Here is an 18,421-nt window from a genome sequence, read left to right as displayed (position 1 = left end):
AAGGAATGAAAAAATAGCAGAATACTTTCTTGAAGGTCAGAATCAATTTTTTCATGTTTTCATGAAAAAATTGGTTCTTTCTTTTACGATTTTTTTGATAGAATAGACAGAAGCTTTTATACATAAAAATAGTTGCCAGATCGAAAGGAGAACGTTGATGGAAACACTTATCAAAAAAAATCTTGCTTTATTGCTTGGGGTGCTATGGATCTGCATCGCATTAAACTTCTTCCTTTTACCTCACAGCATTGCTTCTGCCGGTGTCGGGTCGATTGGCTACCTCATCGAAACTGGCTGGTCGATCAATCGCCATATCGTTGTCTGGGGTATAAATTTATTGATGCTGGCCCTTGCGTTTTTACTTTTGAAACGAGAGGTCTTTGTCAATACAGTTATCGGTAGTTTGGCATTTCCCGTTCTTCTAGCACTTTTACCAGAAATTATGCTGCTGCGCTTTTATTCCATCTCATTGATTTTAGGTAGTTTCTTCTTTAGCTTCGGCATCTTTTCGCTCTACAAAATTGGTGCGTCTAATGGCGGCGTGACGATTCCGCCACTAATTTTGGAAAAATACTATGGCATTCGCAGATCTAGTGGGGTTTTCTTGACCAATTTGATCATCATCTTATTGAACCTTCTGATCTTTTCTTGGCAAGAAGCACTTATTTCTGCCTTTTCAATCTACTTGATTGCCTTCTTCATGCGGCTCTTCATGAGAATCGAACAAAAAATGCAGGCCAAGAAATCTGTGAAAGTCCAAGGAACAGCAAAATAGAGTAACATATCAGAAGCAAAACATCGGTGCAAAAAATCTGCACCGATGTTTTTTAATATTTTCTTTTTCTTAGAACAGCTATGGAACCAGTCAAACAAGCGATGATCAAAAAGCAAGTTAACAACAGTGCTGGCAGCAGTTCCCCTAGTTTGATTTGGTCGGTTAAGTAGTTAGGAAATTGGCTGGAAAGGGAATATGGATTCCAGTTTGTTACTTGACTCCATAGGTTGCCTAACATGCCCATCAGATAACAGACGCCAATAAACAACAAACCTTGATAGATACTTTTAGCAAAGCTGGAACCTAGCAGCAGGATGCTGATTGCTAGTAAACCGAAAAGCCAATAGCTGACCAAAGCGCTAGGGACTTGAGCAGCACTGGAATCATCGAAATAAATCATCGTATAAAAAGCACTGACACTGGCACTTAGGAGGTAACTCAAAGACCAAAGAATCATTAAATAGCAAGCTTTTGCTATGACGATCGTGGTTTTTGGTAAGCCTCTGGTGATCAGCTGAATAAAGGTACCCTGATTTATTTCGGCTGAGAGCGTATCGGTAAAAAGAATCACAAATACTAGCAGGCCAATCGTGCCGATGTTGCTGTAAAACTGAAGCCACGCATCGATCGATGTCGGATCAGCAATCGTGATTTCAATCGATTCCGGCATCATACTGGCCATCAGATCTGGCATGATTTTGGCAGTAAAGGGAGAAAGCATACCAATCAGGGCAAACAGGATCAAGCAAATCAGTAGTTTTTTGCTGCGAAGACCGCCGAGAAACTCTTTCTTTAAGAAAACAAGAAACGCATTCATTTGATCACCTCCAAATAAATCGACTCTAACGATGGTTCGATTCTTTGAAAGGATTCTGGGACAATGTGTTGTTCGTTCAGCAATTGTAGCAGCTGTGAACCGATATTGGTTCCAGTTTGTTCATCGATCAGTAATTGATTGTTCTTTCTTTTTGCCGATATGCCGTGGATTGCTAACACTTTGGCAAATTTTAAATGGTCACCTTCGTCGGTAAAGACAATCCCAAAGACGGTTTTTCGATAACGGTTTTTTAAGGAATCCATCGTTTCGAACGCACGGATCTGACCTTTGTGCAAAATCGCAATATAATCTGACAGCTGTTCGACATCTGCGAGAATATGAGAGGAAAAAAGCACTGTCGTTTCTTCTTTGATTTTTTCCAATACATCAAGAAATGCTTTGCGTCCTAGAGGGTCTAGTGCGGATGTTGGTTCATCACAAATCAAGATGGCGGGGCGGTTGATCAGAGCTTGGGCTAACCCTAGACGTTGCTTCATGCCGCGAGAAAAGCCAGCGATTTTTTGTTTCGAAGCTTTCAGGCCTACCAACTCTAAGACTTCCATCACTCGCTGAGGCTGAAAAGATTCTTTATTTGGCTGAATTTTTCCGCAGAAAGTCAAATATTCTACAGCTGTCATAAAAGAGTAAAACTGCGGCAAATCTGGTAAATAGCCGATCCAGCGATTGGTCTTGGTTGAGCCAAATTGTACTGGTTCGCCACAGACAGTGATTTCGCCTTCATCAATAGGGAGTAACCCTAAAATCGCTTTCATGGTGGTTGTTTTGCCGGCGCCGTTTTCCCCTACAAATCCCACGACACTCCCTTTGGGGACCGAAAAGGATAGGTCTTGTAGCACTTGTTTATGCCCAAAACGTTTGGATAAGTGATTGATCTCGATCATCTTCATTGTTGATCCCCTTTTCCAAAAGCAAAATAAAGGATAGGACCGATCAGGCTAACAAAACAGGCGATGAAGAGCCAAAGAATACGAGAGCCGAACTTAAATTGTTCTTGTTTTAAAATATCTCGAACTGCCAAAACGATCAAGATCAATTGCAAAAGAATCAGAGGGATCAGTATGGGCAAATAATCAGATATATTTTCTGGTACGTTTAGTGAAAAACTATTCATGTGAGTCACTCCTTTGCGAATTAGATACTTGTTCAGCCAGATTGCTCAAGCGCTGAAACAACTCTTTAAATGGGGGTTTTTCTTGATACGGTTCAAACAAGGGTGTCAGCTGTGCTATTGCAAGAAATTGTTTTTTGACACTACCTGAGTTACGCGGGATCTGACTCCCTAATTCTAATTCACTGATCCACTCATCGATGCTGTTGAAATAATCATCTCCTTTCAAAACGATTTCCTCTGGAGTAGCTTCTAATGTTTTGACATACAGCGTTAATGCTTGTAACAATAAGCTTTCTTTTCCTAAAGCAGCAAACGAAACCATCCCAGCGGCTAGAAAATTCAGTAAAGAGAGGGGATGCAATTCGGCCAGTTGGAAGCTCTCGCTGAGTGCCAGTCCACGTGCATAGGTTTTTTCCAGTTGCTCCTCGTCTTGTGTGAGCATTGCTAAATAATTCGTTAGCAAACTCATAAAAATAATTAAGTACTGGTAAATCGCACTTTGCGTAACGATCTCAGCTTGTTGCAACTGATTGTTTTGCTGAAATGCTGCGGCAATCAACGGTTCGCTAGGTAAAAAAGAGAGAGTTTTCGTGCCAAGGATCGCCAAGACTTCTTCTGGCTTGTTTCTCATCAGAAGACAATAAGCATCGATCTGTTTCGCTTGTTGTGCCAGCTCACTGTCTCCTTGGTCCATGATCCGTTGGTACAGGGTTTCTGCTTCCTTCAAATAGGTATTTTTCTTTGCTTCCATCAAAGCGTCTTCGTAAGTTTGCCCTTTCGGGACGCCTTCTACGGGGACATCCGGCAACAGATCCCAATGATTCAAGTAAAAGGACCCCATTTGTAATAAGAATGGATAACAAGAGTAATACCGTTTGGTAAAACTTTGAGCAAGAGCGAGAACTTCCGTTGGTGTTTTTGTTTGGAAGGCGTCTTTTAATAATTGGTAGATTCGCTGGATCTCTTTAGGTGATAGCTGCGAATCTAAAATCAATAATTCATCGACGCTGCAATCAAAATACGCCGCTAATAAGGGCAGTGAAGTGATATCTGGATACGTCTGTCCCGTTTCCCATTTTGAAACGGATGCTTTTGACACGTTCATAAATGCTGCTAATTCTTGCTGCGTAACGCCTCTGTGTTTTCTTCTCCGGGCGATTTCCTCGCCAATTGGTAAGTCCATAGTACACCTCCGATAGGTTTGTTTGATATACTTCTATCATAAGAGGAGAAGGGATAACTTACAATGGATTACTAGTTAACTTTTGGTTGATTTGATTAACCATAGGTTGATTATTAACGTAGGTGCCCCCATCTCTGACAAAGAGATGATCTAGAAGGAGAGGCAGAATGATGAAAATTGTAGCAGCGATTGATTCCTTCAAAGGAAGCGCCACTTCCGCAGAATTAAATCAAGCGGTCTTAAGCGGGTTTTCAGACCAGTGGGAAAAATGTAGTATTCCCATCGCTGATGGGGGAGAAGGCTCAATAGCAGCAGTCTTTGCTGCGTTTGGAGGCAATTACGAAACGGTTCCAGTGACCGACCCATTAGGTGGTAAGTTGCAAGCCCGTATGTTGGTCACAAAAATCAATGAAGAAAAAATCGCTTTGATTGAATCTGCGGAAGTGATCGGATTGCAACTCGTGGAACCTAGTGACGAGACCACCCGCAATAGCTCTTCTTTTGGTTTAGGCCAAATGGTCTTAGCAGCTTGCAGACAAGGAGTGAAAAAGATTTACCTGACCCTTGGCGGTAGCGGCACTTCTGATGGGGGCGTAGGCTTTTTACTTGCGTTAGGAGCAACCATTCAAAGAAACGAGCGAATGGAAAACAATCCTTTGCTGCAGGCAGAATCTCTGGAGCTCAGCCAGTTGAACCCTCTGCTTGCACAAATTGACCTGTTTGCTTTAGCCGATGTAACAAATCCTTATTCAGGTGAACAAGGATTTGCGTCAGTTTTTGGTTCACAGAAAGGGGCAACCAAAGAAACGATCCAGCAGTTGGATCAACAAGCAAAGCGTTTGGCTGAACACATCAAGCGGACCACGGGGATCGATTTGGAAGTCCCTGGTTCTGGTGCAGCTGGGGGCCTTGGTGGTGCGGTTTATTTGGCAGGTGGTCAGTTGGTTCCGGGATTTTCGACGATTGCTTCCTTGATTGGATTTGAGGAAAAAATCAAAGGAGCAGACTTATTGATCACCGGTGAAGGTCGTATCGATGGCCAAACAGCTAGGGGGAAAGTACCCTACGGTGTCGCTTTGATCGCTCAAAAACGCCAACTCCCAATTGTTGCAATCTGTGGCTCCCGAACCGAACGTCTCGGTGAACTGTCGCAATTGCTTCCAACAGTCTTCAGTATCCAACAAGGACCAGTTTCCTTGGCAGAAGCGATGGAAAAAAAGCGAACCTTGATTAATGCTCAACAGATTGCTCAAGCCATCGCCGGCTTTGTGGAGCAGTGGCAAAAAAAGACCGGATCAGCTCCTTCAGAAGTCACTGATTTTCCAACCAAATAAGAAGCAAACACCAAAAAACTTCGTAGGGAAGGCAATCGCCAGTACGAAGTTTTTTGGTGTTGCGCCTTTTTAAGCCAAGGTGGCTTGTGCTTCAATCTCCACTTTAAATTCAGGGGCAACCAAGCCGGCAACGATGACGAGACTCATGGCCGGTTTGTTTTCTGCCAAAATGGTTGTGAATGCCGTACGGACAGCAGCTAAGTAAGCAGCATCCGTTAAAAAGACGGTCATTTTGACCACTGATGACCAAGACAGTTGATTGGCTGATAAATGCTCTTCGATTTTCTTCAAAACGATGGCTGTTTGCTCTTGCGGGTCCTCAGGTGTGGCTCCGTCTTGTGACGGCGTTTGACCAGAAATGAAAAGAAAAGGTCCTTGCGCGATTTTTGTATCGGTATAGATTGCCATTAATTTGGCTCCTTTCTTCTATCTTACCTTTGGATGATGGGGACAGATAGCAATTGATTGGGTGTGTCTTAGTTTACTTGATTACACCTGCAAAAACAATCAACAAACGTTTTCTGTTGGTTTTGTGAAACCACGGGACGAAGCCGCCCTTCCCCTTTAATAAAAACACTCATTTTTTTCAGGCTCCACTGAAATTATCGCCAGAATTTTATGGTTTTAATGTCTTATACTATGTTCAGATCAAATAAATAAACAAGGAGGAAAAAAATATGAATTGGTACAAAAACACAACAGAAGAACTATTACATACGTTGCAAACAACACGGCAGGGCCTTTCCTCCGAAGAACGCAACCAGCGTTTAGCAAAGCAAGGTGAAAATAAAATTACTGAGGCTGCGCAGATCCCTACATGGAAGAAAGTCGGCAAGCATTTTACAGACTTACTGATGTTGGTCTTAATCGTCGCAGCCGTCTTAAAAGGGGTTTCGGGTGATTATATCGAAAGCGGCATTATTATGGCGGTCGTCGTCATCAATGGATTAGTCGGCTACTGGCAAGAGCGTAAAGCCCAAGAGTCACTGGATGGGTTGAAGCAATTCATGGGGCAAGAAGCAACAATTTATGTTCATGGCCGCAAGAAGAAAATTGCTGTTTCTTCCTTAGTAAACGGAGATTTAGTCGTTTTAGGACCAGGAGATGTCGTACCAGCAGATATGCGCTTGATCGAAACCCATGATCTTGTGATTGAAGAGTCTATCTTAACCGGCGAATCTGAGCCAGTTCAAAAAATGACCGAACCCATTACTCAAGAAAGTACGATTGGTGACCAGCGGAACATGGCGTTTTCTGGTACCCATGTAGAAAGCGGAACTGCCAGCGGGATCGTCGTTGAAACAGGAGACGATACACAAATCGGCCAGATCAATCAAGCAATTCAGTCTGTGAAAGCGCAAGAAACCCCGTTGATCAAAAAAATGAAGCAATTGAATCACCAAATCTTTAAAGGCATTATCGGATTAGTGATTTTCTTGATCTTCTTTACTACCTTCCGCTACGGCTTTGATCTTGATCTCTTGTTCTCATCAGGTATCGCATTAGTTGTAGCAATGATTCCTGAGGGCTTGCCAGCCGTGCTGACCATGATTTTATCGATGGGTGTCAAGGAAATGTCTGAGGAGCAAGCAATCATCAAAACGATGCCATCAGTGGAGACACTAGGTGCCATGACGGTGATTTGTTCAGACAAAACAGGAACCTTGACCAAAAATGAAATGACGGTCGTCGATGTCTTAGTTGAGTCAATCGTGGATAAAGCAACGGTGCTTGATATCATGGCAAATTGTCAAGATTTGAAGCAAGACGAAGGACAAAAGGCGGCTGAACTCGTTGGAAACCCAACCGAAAAAGCCTTGTTACAATACGCAGAATTAGCGCAGCAACCATTGCGTAAAACAGTCGATAAAATTCCTTTTAGTTCCTCTTACAAGTACATGGCAACACGCCATCAAAATCAAGAAGAGCCGAATGACTCGGTAGTGTTTGTCAAAGGTGCGCCCGAAGTGTTGCTTGAGAAAAGCCAACTGACTTCAGATCAAAAGCAATGGTGGTTAGATGAAAGTGCAAAATTAGCAGCGAAAGGGCAGCGACTGATCGGCTTTGCGCATCTGACGCTGTCGGCACAGGAGTCCTTGTCCCACGAAGCACTCATCAATTTAACCTTTGTTGGGATCGCTGGCATCATTGATCCTCCGAAAGACAGTGCCATCAAAGCGGTAAAAGAGTGCTTGCAAGCGGGCATCCAAGTCAAAATGATCACAGGAGATCATGGCAAGACCGCTCAAGCTATCGGCAAGCAAATTGGATTGAAGCACACGAATCACGTGTTGGAAGGGCTGGAAATCGATCTGCTGTCTGAGGAGGAGTTGCAGCAAGCAGTCCAAAAGACAGATATCTTTGCTCGAACGACCCCAGAGCATAAATTACGGATCGTTAGTGCTTTGCAGGCGAATGAAGAGATTGTCGGAATGACCGGCGATGGTGTAAACGATGCACCAGCGCTGAAAAAAGCCGACATTGGGATCGCTATGGGGATCAAAGGCAGTGAAGTAACCAAGCAAGCAGCCGATATGGTTTTGGCAGACGATAATTTTCATACGATCGCCAATGCCGTCCGAGTGGGTCGACGGATCTACGATAATTTGAAGAAAACCATCAACTTCTTCTTACCAACGGCTGTTGCACAAGGATTGATCGTTATTGCGGCACTCTTGTTGAACCGACCACTGCCACTGACACCTGTACAAATTTTATGGGTAAATATGGTGACAACCATCACGCTTTCTTACGCACTCGGTTTTGAGAAGGCAAGTGCGGATGTCATGAATCGACCACCACGGCCAATCAAAGAAGGTATCTTATCTTGGTACAGTCTGTTCCGCATCTTCTATGTCTCGCTGTTAATCATGATTCCTTCCTACGTCTTAGCGATTCAGTTTGAAGGAACGGTCCTTCAACAAAGCATGCTACTGCAAAGTATCGTCTTTGCTCAAGCAGTCTACTTACTGAACTGTCGTGAGCTGGTAAAGCCGGCGTTGAATCGCCAACTCTTTGCCAATAAAGCACTCTTAGTCTCCCTGGCACTACTGATTGTATTGCAGGCAGCGATTTTCCTAACACCTATCGGACACCAGCTTTTAGGGATTGGTTCTTTGACGCTGATGCAGCAGTTGAGTATTGCAGCCAACGGGGCACTTCTTTTCACAGTCGTCGAAGGTGAGAAATTTATTACAAACAAGCTGCAAGGACGTCAAAAAGCTGCCCCAGTGAAACAATAAAGGCAGCTTGATGATTCTAGTGATAACTTAAATAATAGGTTTGAATGAGCTCAGTCACTTGATTGAGCTCATTTTTGGTCGGTACCATCGATAAATAAAAGACTGGGACAGGGGCATCATCTAATGGGAAGTTTGACAAAACAAAATCAACGTCGGTTGCCGATAGCCCTTCTAGTTGACCTGGTTCGATCGCCGATAGTAGAATACGTGCTCCGAGAAAGTCATTCAATTCTTGCATAAGGTAAGCTTTCCATGCTGGCTCCCCTTGAAAGATAAAGTATCCCTTTGCCCGGATAGGGTTGATTTGTAAAATAGCCTGTTGGATCAACAAGGTGGTGGTTGACCATAAAGGAAAACTCGTTTCCCTTTGACTGTTTGTCTGTTCTTCTAAAAAGTCATGGATCGTTGCTTCTATCGGTAGCGAATAGGGCTGATTCAAGCGCTGGATCTCGTGAAATTCTAACCCAAACCATTCTGAGAGTTTGGCAGACTCTTGCGTTTTGATCAAGAGCAGCAACAGATTCTCAATCAGCTGCGTCCCGCTAGCGAGAGGTAGCTGCAACGAGCGGGCTAATTGTTCGACAAAATGGGTCGTTTTATCGTGAATGGTTTGATACGTTTCAAGAGTCGCTTGAATCGTTTGGGACCAATCGTTATTGTAGTTCCAGCTTTCTAAAAAACAGTAGAAGCTAAAGAAGTGTTCGCTGCATTCTAAATATACGCCTTCTTTTTGGTAGAGATAACTTAATGGCTGTTGGAAAAGACCGTAGAGGGGATCATCCCCATTAAATTCGAAGGAATCCATGCGGCAATTGGCCTTGATACGGATTGTATTGATAAAAAACCAGCAAGTACCGAAGATTTGTTCTACGTCGATTTGGAGTTTATCTTTGCCCAGACGCTGTAAAAAATGTTGATAGTGGGACTCATGAATTGTATATTCCTCAAAAAAGTAATTGTTATGGGTATAAGGCAGTAAAAGTCGATGGAAAAAGACCCGAATATTGATCTCACTTCCTTCAAAGCGGATCACGCGATTTGTGATGCGAATCCGTATGGAAAAATCCGTCAAACTTTTATTTAATTTTGTAATATGCCGCCGCAAAGTTTCATAGGAAGTTCCCGCTTGGCCAAGAATTTCTTGCGTGCTAAGTTCGCTGGAAAAAAGCAATGCTTTCATTAAAGAAACACCGATCGATTGAGGGAAAAACGTTTCCCATAGCTGACTCATCAACAATGGCCCATCATGGGTCAAAGCAAAGCCATTACTGGCGGCTTCAATCTGCCAACCTTCGGGTAATTGTTGACGAATATAGGTTATATCAGAAAAAACCGTTCGTTCCGTCGTATCGATCAATTTTGCTAGTTGCTTGGCAGTGATCATTTTGTGATTCGCCAGTTGTTCCAAGAGAAGGATCTGACGTAATAAATCCTTCTCGGTAATGATTTTTTTCATCATCCCATCCATGACAAAAACTTCCTTTCTGAGTCTTTCGTGTTCTTTTTGATTTTATACGAAAAAGGCAAGTTTTGCTATTTCCAATTCACCGAATGATGTTTTTCTATTAAAAAAGATGGAATGGGTATCCTTCTGAGTAACTGTCTAAAGGAATGAGGTTTTTTATGTGTTTTAACGGTTAGAGGTCTATCATATGTTCGTATTTCTTCATTCGCAAATACAAAGAATAACTTTCTTTCGATAATTTTATTTTTGAGGAAAAAAGACTCTTTTTGCGAGAGGCGTAGAGTTTTCGATGGAGAGCAGAGTCGATGATCCATTCAATTTCTGCTTGTTCTTCCTCTGATAAATCGGCATTTTTCTCATTGGATTGAATGAGAGAGTAAGTAAATTCTAAGCAGCTCATTTTATAAATAAAGGTGGAGAAATATAATTTGTCTATGTGCATTTAATCACCCTTTCTTATATCCGGTTCAATCATATAGAATAATATTTTGAATAACAATTCTGTTTTTTCATGATGTCATGAAAATTTTGGGTAAATGTCTATTTTTTGGTAAAAGATAGCGAATATTTCGTAGCTTGATCTTCACGAAAGGGTTATAAAAAAACAAATATTATTTAAATGGATCAGCAACTATAATTAAGTAATCTGAAAGAAGTGAAGGGCATTTTTGGCCTAAAGAATGTGTCGTCATTTTGGTTAAGACAAACCGTTGCAGGATGTTTTCTTGTTTTGTCAAAAGGAGTCAAAAAAATAAAATTCGCTTTTTCCTGTTGACAGATCAACAAAAGCCGCGTAATATAGCTACCAATAACTCATTAAGACTAGACAAAAGAGAAGTATGAGGACGTTCGTCTTGCAGAGAGCTGATGGTGGTGCAAATCAGCAGATTGACGCTTCAGAAATGGACTTTTGTGTCGAAAGGCTGAAATCAGTAGGCTTTTTCCGGGAACTCCCGTTACAGAGAACGATCGTTGATAGACGATCTAGAGAACCAATTGAGGTGGCACCGTGAGTAATCGCCCTCAGGCAGACAAGTTTGTTTGCCTGAGGGCTTTTTTGTTTTTCTTGCCCTTCAACCAATTAAAAAATAAACGTAAAATCAAACTAAGAGAAGTACTTGAGTCTTTTTTGGTTACAGAAAGTCGGCGGTGATGAGAGTCCGGCACCAAGAAATCAAGGAAATGGCCTTAGCCGATCATTTTTTGAACCCTTTTTTGGCAGTAGGAAAATGCGGGAACTCCCGTTATAGAGGAAGACCGTTGTTAGACGGTTGATAGAGAAGAAGTTGTTTATTTGGGCAACTTCAATTGAGGTGGTACCGCGATCATTCGCCCTCAAGCAGACGTTTTTATGGCGTTTGCTTGAGGGCTTTTTGTTTACAAAGAAAGGAGCAGCTTATGTATCGAATGGAACGAATCAACAGCGATTGTTTGACACCTGTCTCAGTTTTTTTACGGATTCAAGGGGCGCATAAATGTTTATTGGAAAGTATTCCCAGAGAAGAAGATACCGGACGCTATTCGATCCTTACCTTTGATCCCGTTCAGAAAATGACCTTTAAGGATGGTGTTTTTCAAGTGGAGGATCTTTTGAAAAAAACGGTCAACAAGTACCCGTGTCAGGATCCTTTAAAAGAAATGGAAGGGTATGTAGTCAAAAAGGAAATTAGCGCTTTACCGAATCTACCGCTGCAAAGTGGGGCTATCGGGTATGCGGGCTATGATATCGCCGCTTGCTATGAAGACATCGGACAACTGCCCGCAGATGAATTGCAAGTGCCTGATATGGCCTTTTGGCTTTTCGAAACTTTTCTCGTTTTTGACCATCAGACGGAAACTTTAACGATCATTCTTGAAAATTGCTATAGCCAAAGAGGAACCGTCGAGATGGAGCAGGTAATGCAAGCAGTGAAGCAGCAGTTAAGGACACCAGTCGCCGCTGAGACCCGTGTATTGTCAAATGAAAAACTGCATTTTACCAGCAATGTTACTCAACATGCCTATGAAGCGATCGTTCAAGAGGCGAAAGCCCGAATTACGGCGGGAGACATGTTCCAAGTCGTTCCTTCGCAACGTCTGAAAGCGTCATTTAAACAAGAGCCCTTTGACTATTACCGCAAACTACGAGTGACAAATCCTTCCGCGTATCTCTATTATCTTGATTTCGATCACGGATTTAAAGTGATTGGTAGCTCACCTGAAAGCCTGATTTGCGTTCAAGGCGACGAAATCACCACGAATCCGATCGCTGGTACCCGCAAACGAGGTGCAACCAAAGCAGAAGACGAAGCTTTGGCAAATGAACTATTGGCAGATGAAAAAGAACGTGCAGAGCATCAGATGCTGATCGATCTTGGGCGCAATGATTTAGGGCGGATCGCTGAACATGGTACGGTTCATGTTCCTTTATACATGGTGATCGAGAAATACCGCTATGTCATGCACATCGTTTCGGTAGTGGCTGCCAAGCGCAGAGCAGGTGTGACGGCAATGGATGCCTTGAAAGCAACCCTGCCAGCAGGCACGGTCAGCGGGGCACCAAAGATTCGTGCCATGACTCGCATCTATCAGTGGGAAGCTGTTCGAAGAGGGGTCTATGCTGGTGCAGTTGGTTATTTTTCACGAAATGATCAAGCGGATTTTGCCATCGGGATTCGGACATTGGTATTGAAAGACGAGATCGCTTATGTCCAAGCAGGGGCGGGGATCGTTTATGATTCTGATCCCTCATCTGAATACCAAGAGACATTACACAAAGCCAAAGCACTATTGGAGGTGTCAGCCAATGATTTTACTCGTCGATAATTATGATTCCTTTACGTATAACTTAGTCCAGCAATGTCCAGCGGATACGATCGTCTTGCGAAATGACGATCCAGAGCTTTTTATTGTTGCTAAAGAAGCAGATGGCATCATTTTTTCCCCGGGACCAGGCCGTCCCGAAGAGGCAGGATTCATGATTTCTTTGATCAAAACATACCATGATAGCAAGCCGCTTTTAGGCATCTGCTTAGGTCATCAAGCCATTGGTGAAGCGTTTGGTGCCAAAGTGGTCCAAGCACCAGCTATTATGCACGGCAAGCAATCGACCCTTACGTATCAGAAAAAAGGCGTATTCGAAACCTACCTAGGAGACATGACTGTCATGCGCTATCACTCGCTTGTCATTGAGCCAGCGACACTTTCAGCGGAATTTGAGGTGTTGGCTGAAACAGAAGGGATCATCATGGCGATTCAGCATCGCGAAAAACCAATCGTAGGACTCCAATTCCATCCAGAATCAATGGGAACAAACGAGGGGGTATTTTTCATAGAACAGTTTCTTAAACTCGTCTCGGATAATACAGAAAAAACACAAGATGAAAAAAGGAGGAATCTTTAATGCAAGCACTAAAAAAGCAGCCGCCGCAACAAATCACTCAGCAATTATTTAATGGCCGTCATTTAAGTTATCAGGAGATGCGTCACTTTGCTCAAGGAATTTTAAGCGGGGTGTTTTCAGAAAGTCAATTGGGCGCAGCATTAGTTGCGATGAAGATCAACGGCATCACATCTGCCGAATTGACTGCTTTAGCAGAAATTATGTTAGAGCATGCCGTGACCATTCCTTATGAAGGAGGAGACACCATGGACAATTGCGGCACTGGTGGCGACCACGCCAATAGTTTTAATATCTCTACTACGGCTGCCTTCGTTTTAGCAGCTGGGGGAATCACGATGGCAAAACACGGCAATCGCAGTATCTCTAGTCGTTCAGGCAGTGCCGATGTCTTAGCATGCTTGGGGGTGGCAATTCAAGCATCACCAGAAAAAATCGCCGATCTATTAGCGACAGTCGGCATTGCTTTTCTCTTCGCCCCGTCGTTGCATCCGGGCATGAAAGCAGTGATGAAAATACGGCAAGAATTAGCGACACCAACGATTTTTAATCTATTAGGCCCTTTGATCAATCCTGTTCCGTTGACTACGCAACTGATCGGTACTTACGCTGGCGAGAGCTTGGTAGACACCGCTCAGGCGTTAGGCAGTCTTGGTCGGCAACGAGCAATGGTGATCCATGGATGTAATGGGATGGATGAAGCCAATTTGGCAGGTGAAACGGCGATCAGTTTTTATCACGAACGAAAGGTGACGAATTTTTCTTTGGATCCGCAAGCGTATGGCTTTACGCCAGCACCGATCGAGGCGATCGTCGGCGGAGATGCGGCTCAAAACGCTGCGATCTTAACAGCAGTTTTGAAAAATCACCCTTCCGTTTATCTAGAGACAGTGGTCTTAAATGCAGGGTTAGGCTTTTATACCAACGGCAAAGCCGCCACCCTAGCGGAAGGCTTTGCGATGGCACGAGCGTGTATCGCTTCGGGCGCGGCCTACGACAAACTGCAGATGCTGATTCGTCAGTCAAATAGCCATTAACTACGAAAGCTGTAAGGAGGAGAATCATGGATTTTTTAGAAACGATCATCCAGAAAAAAGTTGAAGAAGTTGCCGCGATGCCACAAGAAATCGAAAAGGTCGTAGCGAAACGTCCATCATTTTATCAGCAAGTCAAGGACCAACCACAAAAGATGCACCTCATTGCTGAAATCAAGCGTGCTTCACCCTCAAAAGGAGATATCAACCAAGGGATTGACCCAGTCACACAAGCGCAAGCTTATGAAGCCGCGGGTGTCAGCGGGATTTCCGTTTTGACCGACCAGCAGTTTTTTAAAGGCTCGCTGGCAGATCTTGAAGCAGTCAGTAATGCCGTTTCGGTGCCTATACTATGCAAAGACTTTATTATCGACAGAAAACAATTGATTCGCGCCAAGAATGCGGGTGCCAGTATTGTTTTATTGATCGTGGCCGCTTTAAAACCAGAACGCTTAGCCATACTTCATCAAGAGGCAATAGCACTAGGGTTGGAAGTACTCGTTGAGACTCATAATGCGGCTGAATTTCAACAAGCCCAAGCCTTAGGGGCCAAAATCATCGGCGTCAACAATCGTGACCTAAAAACCTTTGACGTTTCCTTGGATGTCAGTGTTGCTTTAGCACCTCAGCCGTCAGAGGCGGTTTACATCAGTGAATCTGGTATTCGAACTTCCTCCGATGTGCTGCAGCTAGCACCGTTTTATCATGGAGTCCTCGTTGGAGAAACGTTGATGAGAAGCAATCGAATTGCTGAAACAGCTGCAGATTTGCAGGTGAGCCGCCGATGACCAAAGTGAAAATTTGTGGACTCACCGAACGGCTGCATGTCGAAACTGCCATCAGTGCAGGAGCAGATTACCTTGGCTTTGTTTTTGCCGAAAGCCGTCGGAGAATCGATCCGACACAAGTCCGCAAGATAACGGAGCAAGTACCCCAAAATGTAGGGAAAGTCGGGGTTTTCGTTTCTCCAAGTTTTGAAGAAGTGCAAGTGGCAATTCAAGCCGCCCAGCTGACAGCGATTCAGCTCCATGGAAAGGTTCTGCCATCTTTGCAAACAGCCATCCAGACAGGCATTTTTGCGCATCAAAAGATCGCAGTGATCCAAGCCTTTGATGGAGAAGCAGAGACTTTAGAACAAGATTTCCTAAGCTGCGATGCAGATTTTGGGTTATTGGACGCTCCAGTAAGAGATCACCCTTATGCTGGCGGCAACGGCCAATCCTTTGATTGGCAAAAAGCGGCGAGAAAACCGTTGCCGTTGTCTGAGCGATTTTTTATTGCTGGCGGTTTGCACGCGGAAAATGTAGAAGAGGCGATCCAACTTTTTAGGCCTTATGCTGTCGATGTTTCTTCAGGCGTTGAAACCCAGGGGAAGAAAGACAGTCGGAAAATCGAACAATTTATTTACTTAGTAAAGGAGAAGATAAAATGACCCAATACCCCACAGAAGCAGGTTTTTATGGTTCTTTTGGCGGGCTGTTTGTGCCAGAGACATTGATGTATGCAGTCAAGCAATTGGAAACTGTCTATCGTGAAGCACAAGCGGACGCAAGTTTTCAAGCAGAATTACAGGAATATTTGCAAGAGTATGTAGGAAGAGAGACCCCCCTTTATCATGCACAGCGCTTGTCACAACACTTAGGCGGTGCCAAAATTTATCTGAAGCGAGAAGATTTGAATCATACGGGCGCCCATAAAATCAATAATGCGCTAGGGCAAGTGTTATTAGCAAAGCGGATGGGGAAAAAGAAAGTGGTAGCGGAGACCGGTGCTGGACAGCATGGCGTCGCCACAGCGACTGCGGCCGCGTTGTTCGGTATGGAATGCACGATTTTTATGGGTGCGGTAGATGTTCAGCGCCAAGCACTAAACGTCTTTCGAATGGAATTGTTGGGAGCAAAAGTGGTTTCAGTCACTTCAGGCAATCAGACATTGAAAGATGCTGTCAATGAAGCGCTGCGTTACTGGGTCGCAACCGTCGAGGACACCCATTACGTGATGGGTTCCGTACTCGGTCCGCATCCTTTTCCAGAGATCGTTCGAGATTTTCAAAGTGTGATTGGCAGTGAGACACGACGGCAACTATTAGAAAAAGAAGGACGACTACCGACGACAGTCGTTGCTTGTGTTGGCGGCGGCAGCAATGCGATGGGAATGTTTTACCCTTTTATCGATGATCAGACCGTTCGTTTGATTGGCGTTGAAGCAGCTGGGAAAGGTGTGGATACTACTGAGCATGCGGCGACCTTGACGAAAGGCAGTATCGGTATTTTACATGGTACCAAAATGTATCTGCTGCAAGACGATGATGGGCAAGTGATCGAACCTTATTCGATTTCAGCTGGTTTGGATTATCCAGGGGTCGGTCCCGAGCATTCTTACTTGAAGGAGATTGAGCGAGCGGAGTATTTCGCTGTCACTGATGAAGAAGCCGTTGACGCCTTTTATCTCTTGTCTCAAATCGAAGGCATTATTCCTGCTTTGGAAAGTGCTCATGCCGTTGCCTATGCCCTAAAGCTAGCCCCAATCATGACACCCGAAGAACGCTTAGTGATCTGCTTGTCTGGGCGAGGGGACAAAGATGTTCAACAAATCAAAGACCGGAAAGGAGCAGCGAAATGACCAGCAAAACATTGACGATGAAACTAAAGGAGCGCCAAAAACAAGGCAAGCCACTATTTGTTCCTTATATTATGGCGGGTGCCAACGGACTGGAACGCCTGCCAGCAGAAATCGAACTGTTGACGACACATGGCGCAGCCGCCATTGAAATCGGCGTGCCCTTTTCAGACCCAGTCGCAGATGGAGCGGTCATCCAAGCAGCTGGAATGCAGGCATTAGCCAATGGGACCACTTTAAAAAAGATCATTGCTTTGCTGCAAACCATCCATTCCGAGGTTCCACTGGTATTGATGGGGTATGCCAATTCATTCTTTCATTATGGGATTGAACAGTTAGCAAATGAGTTAAAAGCGACAAATGTGAAAGGGTTGATTATTCCAGATTTACCTTTTGAACATCGATCACTAGTAACCCCTACTTTTGATGCGGCGGATCTCGCGCTGATCACACTGGTCTCTTTGACCAGTCCTCCAGACAGAATTCAGACGCTGATCGAAGACGCGGAAGGATTCGTTTATGCTGTGACAGTGAACGGTGTCACTGGAGAAGATCGCCAATACAACGAACAGCTGGATCAGCATTTGCAAGCCATTTCGGAAAAAAGTCCGATTCCAGTATTAGCTGGTTTCGGGGTCTCGACCCACGCAGATGTGCAGCGCTTTGCCAGTGTGTGTGAGGGGGTAGTGATCGGTTCAAAAATCGTAGCAGCGCTACAAAACGAGCCACTGCCTAAAGTCAGTGAGCTGTTAGCAGAACTTGTTGGTAAGCCATAGAAAACAATGTGAAGGAAAGAACCCGAGTTGGGTTCTTTTTTTTATGAGAAAATAGTATTCGAGATACTGATGGGTTGCTATGGAAAAAAAGAACGTGATATGTGAAGTGGAAAAGAAAAAAGGTTGATGGAAGATCAGCCTAAATTGTTGTGATTATGCCAGTGTATCGGTGTCGATGGTGACTGTCTCGCATACAATGTTTAGGAAATTTAGGTTGTTTGCTTGCGCCAATAATAGTAGTGAAAATTTGCAGTCTCCTTTTTGTGTTGGGATTAATGTGTGGCATTTTTCGTAAACCTATTCAAGGAGCATCAGAAGTTCTTCTTTTTTATTAGTATTATGTTAAATAGGATTCCTCGTAGTAAGTATATTATTGTTAAACAAGATTCAACCTGATGAAAAGAAGCTTTATTATTATGTGTTTGATCTTGTAATTTACATGATATGATTTATTGGCGAGATACATATTTCTTTAACGGAAAAGCATTTAGACAATCAAATATAAACGAAGTAATTGGATTCAAAAAATAGACGAAAATATTGTTGAATTTATTATGATATCTATTTTATAAACGTTTTTATATTTAATTTTACAATTTAACTAGGTATGCTTCAATTCGTTTTGCTATAATGAAATAAATCACAATCTGTTTCTTATATTAGAA

The 18,421-nt window shown here is 43.5% G+C and carries 16 protein-coding genes and 2 other annotated features; of the genes, 10 read left to right on the top strand and 6 right to left on the bottom strand.

What is annotated here, in order from left to right; all coding sequences use genetic code 11:
* Positions 1-157 precede the first annotated feature (157 nt).
* Entirely contained in the window at positions 158-775 is a 618-nt protein-coding gene (locus IGJ42_RS10005) for a YitT family protein (protein WP_008378566.1), read from the top strand.
* Between the two features lie 52 nt (positions 776-827).
* Here the strand turns inward: IGJ42_RS10005 and IGJ42_RS10000 are convergent, their stop codons facing one another.
* Genes IGJ42_RS10000 through IGJ42_RS09985 form a run of 4 tightly spaced genes read right to left on the bottom strand, consistent with a single transcriptional unit; the run spans position 828 to position 3,907 of the window.
* A complete protein-coding gene (locus IGJ42_RS10000) occupies positions 828-1,592 on the bottom strand; it encodes an ABC transporter permease (RefSeq protein ID WP_086332476.1) in 765 nt (254 codons plus the stop codon).
* A complete protein-coding gene (locus IGJ42_RS09995) occupies positions 1,589-2,500 on the bottom strand; it encodes an ABC transporter ATP-binding protein (protein WP_086332475.1) in 912 nt (303 codons plus the stop codon). Before IGJ42_RS09995 ends, IGJ42_RS10000 begins: the two co-directional genes overlap by 4 nt.
* Positions 2,497-2,724: a PLD nuclease N-terminal domain-containing protein gene (locus IGJ42_RS09990; protein ID WP_005235274.1), complete on the bottom strand. Its 228-nt coding sequence runs from the start codon at positions 2,722-2,724 to the stop codon at positions 2,497-2,499. Before IGJ42_RS09990 ends, IGJ42_RS09995 begins: the two co-directional genes overlap by 4 nt.
* The gene (locus IGJ42_RS09985) at positions 2,717-3,907 is read right to left on the bottom strand and encodes a helix-turn-helix domain-containing protein (RefSeq protein ID WP_086299351.1); all 1,191 of its coding nucleotides are present in this window, start codon (positions 3,905-3,907) and stop codon (positions 2,717-2,719) included. The genes IGJ42_RS09990 and IGJ42_RS09985 overlap by 8 nt, the downstream gene beginning before the upstream one ends.
* 167 nt (positions 3,908-4,074) lie before the next feature.
* Between IGJ42_RS09985 and IGJ42_RS09980 the strand changes: the two genes are divergently transcribed.
* Positions 4,075-5,241, top strand: coding sequence for a glycerate kinase family protein (locus IGJ42_RS09980; protein WP_086332474.1), 1,167 nt, complete (start codon positions 4,075-4,077; stop codon positions 5,239-5,241).
* Positions 5,242-5,310: 69 nt separating this feature from the next.
* Here the strand turns inward: IGJ42_RS09980 and IGJ42_RS09975 are convergent, their stop codons facing one another.
* Positions 5,311-5,649: a RidA family protein gene (locus tag IGJ42_RS09975; RefSeq protein WP_016613408.1), complete on the bottom strand. Its 339-nt coding sequence runs from the start codon at positions 5,647-5,649 to the stop codon at positions 5,311-5,313.
* Positions 5,650-5,918: 269 nt separating this feature from the next.
* On the opposite strand from IGJ42_RS09975, the gene IGJ42_RS09970 reads away from it, so the two are divergent.
* Complete coding sequence (locus IGJ42_RS09970; RefSeq protein ID WP_430615297.1) at positions 5,919-8,483, top strand: HAD-IC family P-type ATPase; 2,565 nt, start codon at positions 5,919-5,921, stop codon at positions 8,481-8,483.
* Between the two features lie 16 nt (positions 8,484-8,499).
* On the opposite strand, the gene IGJ42_RS09965 is transcribed toward IGJ42_RS09970, so the two are convergent.
* Entirely contained in the window at positions 8,500-9,951 is a 1,452-nt protein-coding gene (locus IGJ42_RS09965; protein WP_087665207.1) for a helix-turn-helix domain-containing protein, read from the bottom strand.
* Between the two features lie 812 nt (positions 9,952-10,763).
* Positions 10,764-10,976, top strand: a binding site (T-box leader).
* A 66-nt stretch (positions 10,977-11,042) separates the two neighbouring features.
* Positions 11,043-11,288: a binding site (T-box leader), on the top strand.
* A 58-nt stretch (positions 11,289-11,346) separates the two neighbouring features.
* On the opposite strand from IGJ42_RS09965, the gene trpE reads away from it, so the two are divergent.
* Genes trpE through trpA form a run of 7 tightly spaced genes read left to right on the top strand, consistent with a single transcriptional unit; the run spans position 11,347 to position 17,756 of the window.
* Positions 11,347-12,753, top strand: coding sequence for an anthranilate synthase component I (gene trpE / locus IGJ42_RS09960; RefSeq protein WP_430615295.1), 1,407 nt, complete (start codon positions 11,347-11,349; stop codon positions 12,751-12,753).
* Positions 12,734-13,330, top strand: a complete 597-nt coding sequence (locus IGJ42_RS09955) for an aminodeoxychorismate/anthranilate synthase component II (protein WP_430615293.1) — start codon at positions 12,734-12,736, stop codon at positions 13,328-13,330. Before trpE ends, IGJ42_RS09955 begins: the two co-directional genes overlap by 20 nt.
* Positions 13,330-14,364: an anthranilate phosphoribosyltransferase gene (trpD, locus tag IGJ42_RS09950; RefSeq protein WP_430615291.1), complete on the top strand. Its 1,035-nt coding sequence runs from the start codon at positions 13,330-13,332 to the stop codon at positions 14,362-14,364. The genes IGJ42_RS09955 and trpD overlap by 1 nt, the downstream gene beginning before the upstream one ends.
* Before the next feature lie 26 nt (positions 14,365-14,390).
* Entirely contained in the window at positions 14,391-15,149 is a 759-nt protein-coding gene (gene trpC / locus IGJ42_RS09945) for an indole-3-glycerol phosphate synthase TrpC (RefSeq protein WP_086316286.1), read from the top strand.
* Positions 15,146-15,793 carry a phosphoribosylanthranilate isomerase gene (locus IGJ42_RS09940; protein WP_422705906.1) on the top strand — a complete coding sequence of 216 codons (648 nt, stop codon included), beginning with the start codon at positions 15,146-15,148 and terminating at the stop codon, positions 15,791-15,793. The genes trpC and IGJ42_RS09940 overlap by 4 nt, the downstream gene beginning before the upstream one ends.
* The gene (gene trpB / locus IGJ42_RS09935) at positions 15,790-16,983 is read left to right on the top strand and encodes a tryptophan synthase subunit beta (RefSeq protein WP_315040054.1); all 1,194 of its coding nucleotides are present in this window, start codon (positions 15,790-15,792) and stop codon (positions 16,981-16,983) included. Before IGJ42_RS09940 ends, trpB begins: the two co-directional genes overlap by 4 nt.
* Entirely contained in the window at positions 16,980-17,756 is a 777-nt protein-coding gene (gene trpA / locus IGJ42_RS09930) for a tryptophan synthase subunit alpha (RefSeq protein ID WP_005235298.1), read from the top strand. Before trpB ends, trpA begins: the two co-directional genes overlap by 4 nt.
* Positions 17,757-18,421: the final 665 nt, after the last annotated feature.

Source organism: Enterococcus sp. DIV1067f, assembly GCF_050543505.1.
Taxonomy (GTDB): domain Bacteria; phylum Bacillota; class Bacilli; order Lactobacillales; family Enterococcaceae; genus Enterococcus_D; species Enterococcus_D entomosocium.
This window is presented reverse-complemented; position numbering and strand designations above follow the sequence as displayed.

Coding starts and splice junctions, on each gene's coding strand:
- IGJ42_RS09940 (WP_422705906.1), top strand. CDS start 15,146: ATGACCAAAGTGAAAATTTGTGGACTCACCGAACGGCTGCATGTCGAA.
- IGJ42_RS09990 (WP_005235274.1), bottom strand. CDS start 2,724: ATGAATAGTTTTTCACTAAACGTACCAGAAAATATATCTGATTATTTG.
- trpA (WP_005235298.1), top strand. CDS start 16,980: ATGACCAGCAAAACATTGACGATGAAACTAAAGGAGCGCCAAAAACAA.
- IGJ42_RS09980 (WP_086332474.1), top strand. CDS start 4,075: ATGATGAAAATTGTAGCAGCGATTGATTCCTTCAAAGGAAGCGCCACT.
- IGJ42_RS09970 (WP_430615297.1), top strand. CDS start 5,919: ATGAATTGGTACAAAAACACAACAGAAGAACTATTACATACGTTGCAA.
- IGJ42_RS09965 (WP_087665207.1), bottom strand. CDS start 9,951: ATGGATGGGATGATGAAAAAAATCATTACCGAGAAGGATTTATTACGT.
- IGJ42_RS09955 (WP_430615293.1), top strand. CDS start 12,734: ATGATTTTACTCGTCGATAATTATGATTCCTTTACGTATAACTTAGTC.
- trpB (WP_315040054.1), top strand. CDS start 15,790: ATGACCCAATACCCCACAGAAGCAGGTTTTTATGGTTCTTTTGGCGGG.
- IGJ42_RS09995 (WP_086332475.1), bottom strand. CDS start 2,500: ATGAAGATGATCGAGATCAATCACTTATCCAAACGTTTTGGGCATAAA.
- IGJ42_RS10005 (WP_008378566.1), top strand. CDS start 158: ATGGAAACACTTATCAAAAAAAATCTTGCTTTATTGCTTGGGGTGCTA.
- IGJ42_RS10000 (WP_086332476.1), bottom strand. CDS start 1,592: ATGAATGCGTTTCTTGTTTTCTTAAAGAAAGAGTTTCTCGGCGGTCTT.
- trpD (WP_430615291.1), top strand. CDS start 13,330: ATGCAAGCACTAAAAAAGCAGCCGCCGCAACAAATCACTCAGCAATTA.
- trpE (WP_430615295.1), top strand. CDS start 11,347: ATGTATCGAATGGAACGAATCAACAGCGATTGTTTGACACCTGTCTCA.
- trpC (WP_086316286.1), top strand. CDS start 14,391: ATGGATTTTTTAGAAACGATCATCCAGAAAAAAGTTGAAGAAGTTGCC.
- IGJ42_RS09975 (WP_016613408.1), bottom strand. CDS start 5,649: ATGGCAATCTATACCGATACAAAAATCGCGCAAGGACCTTTTCTTTTC.
- IGJ42_RS09985 (WP_086299351.1), bottom strand. CDS start 3,907: ATGGACTTACCAATTGGCGAGGAAATCGCCCGGAGAAGAAAACACAGA.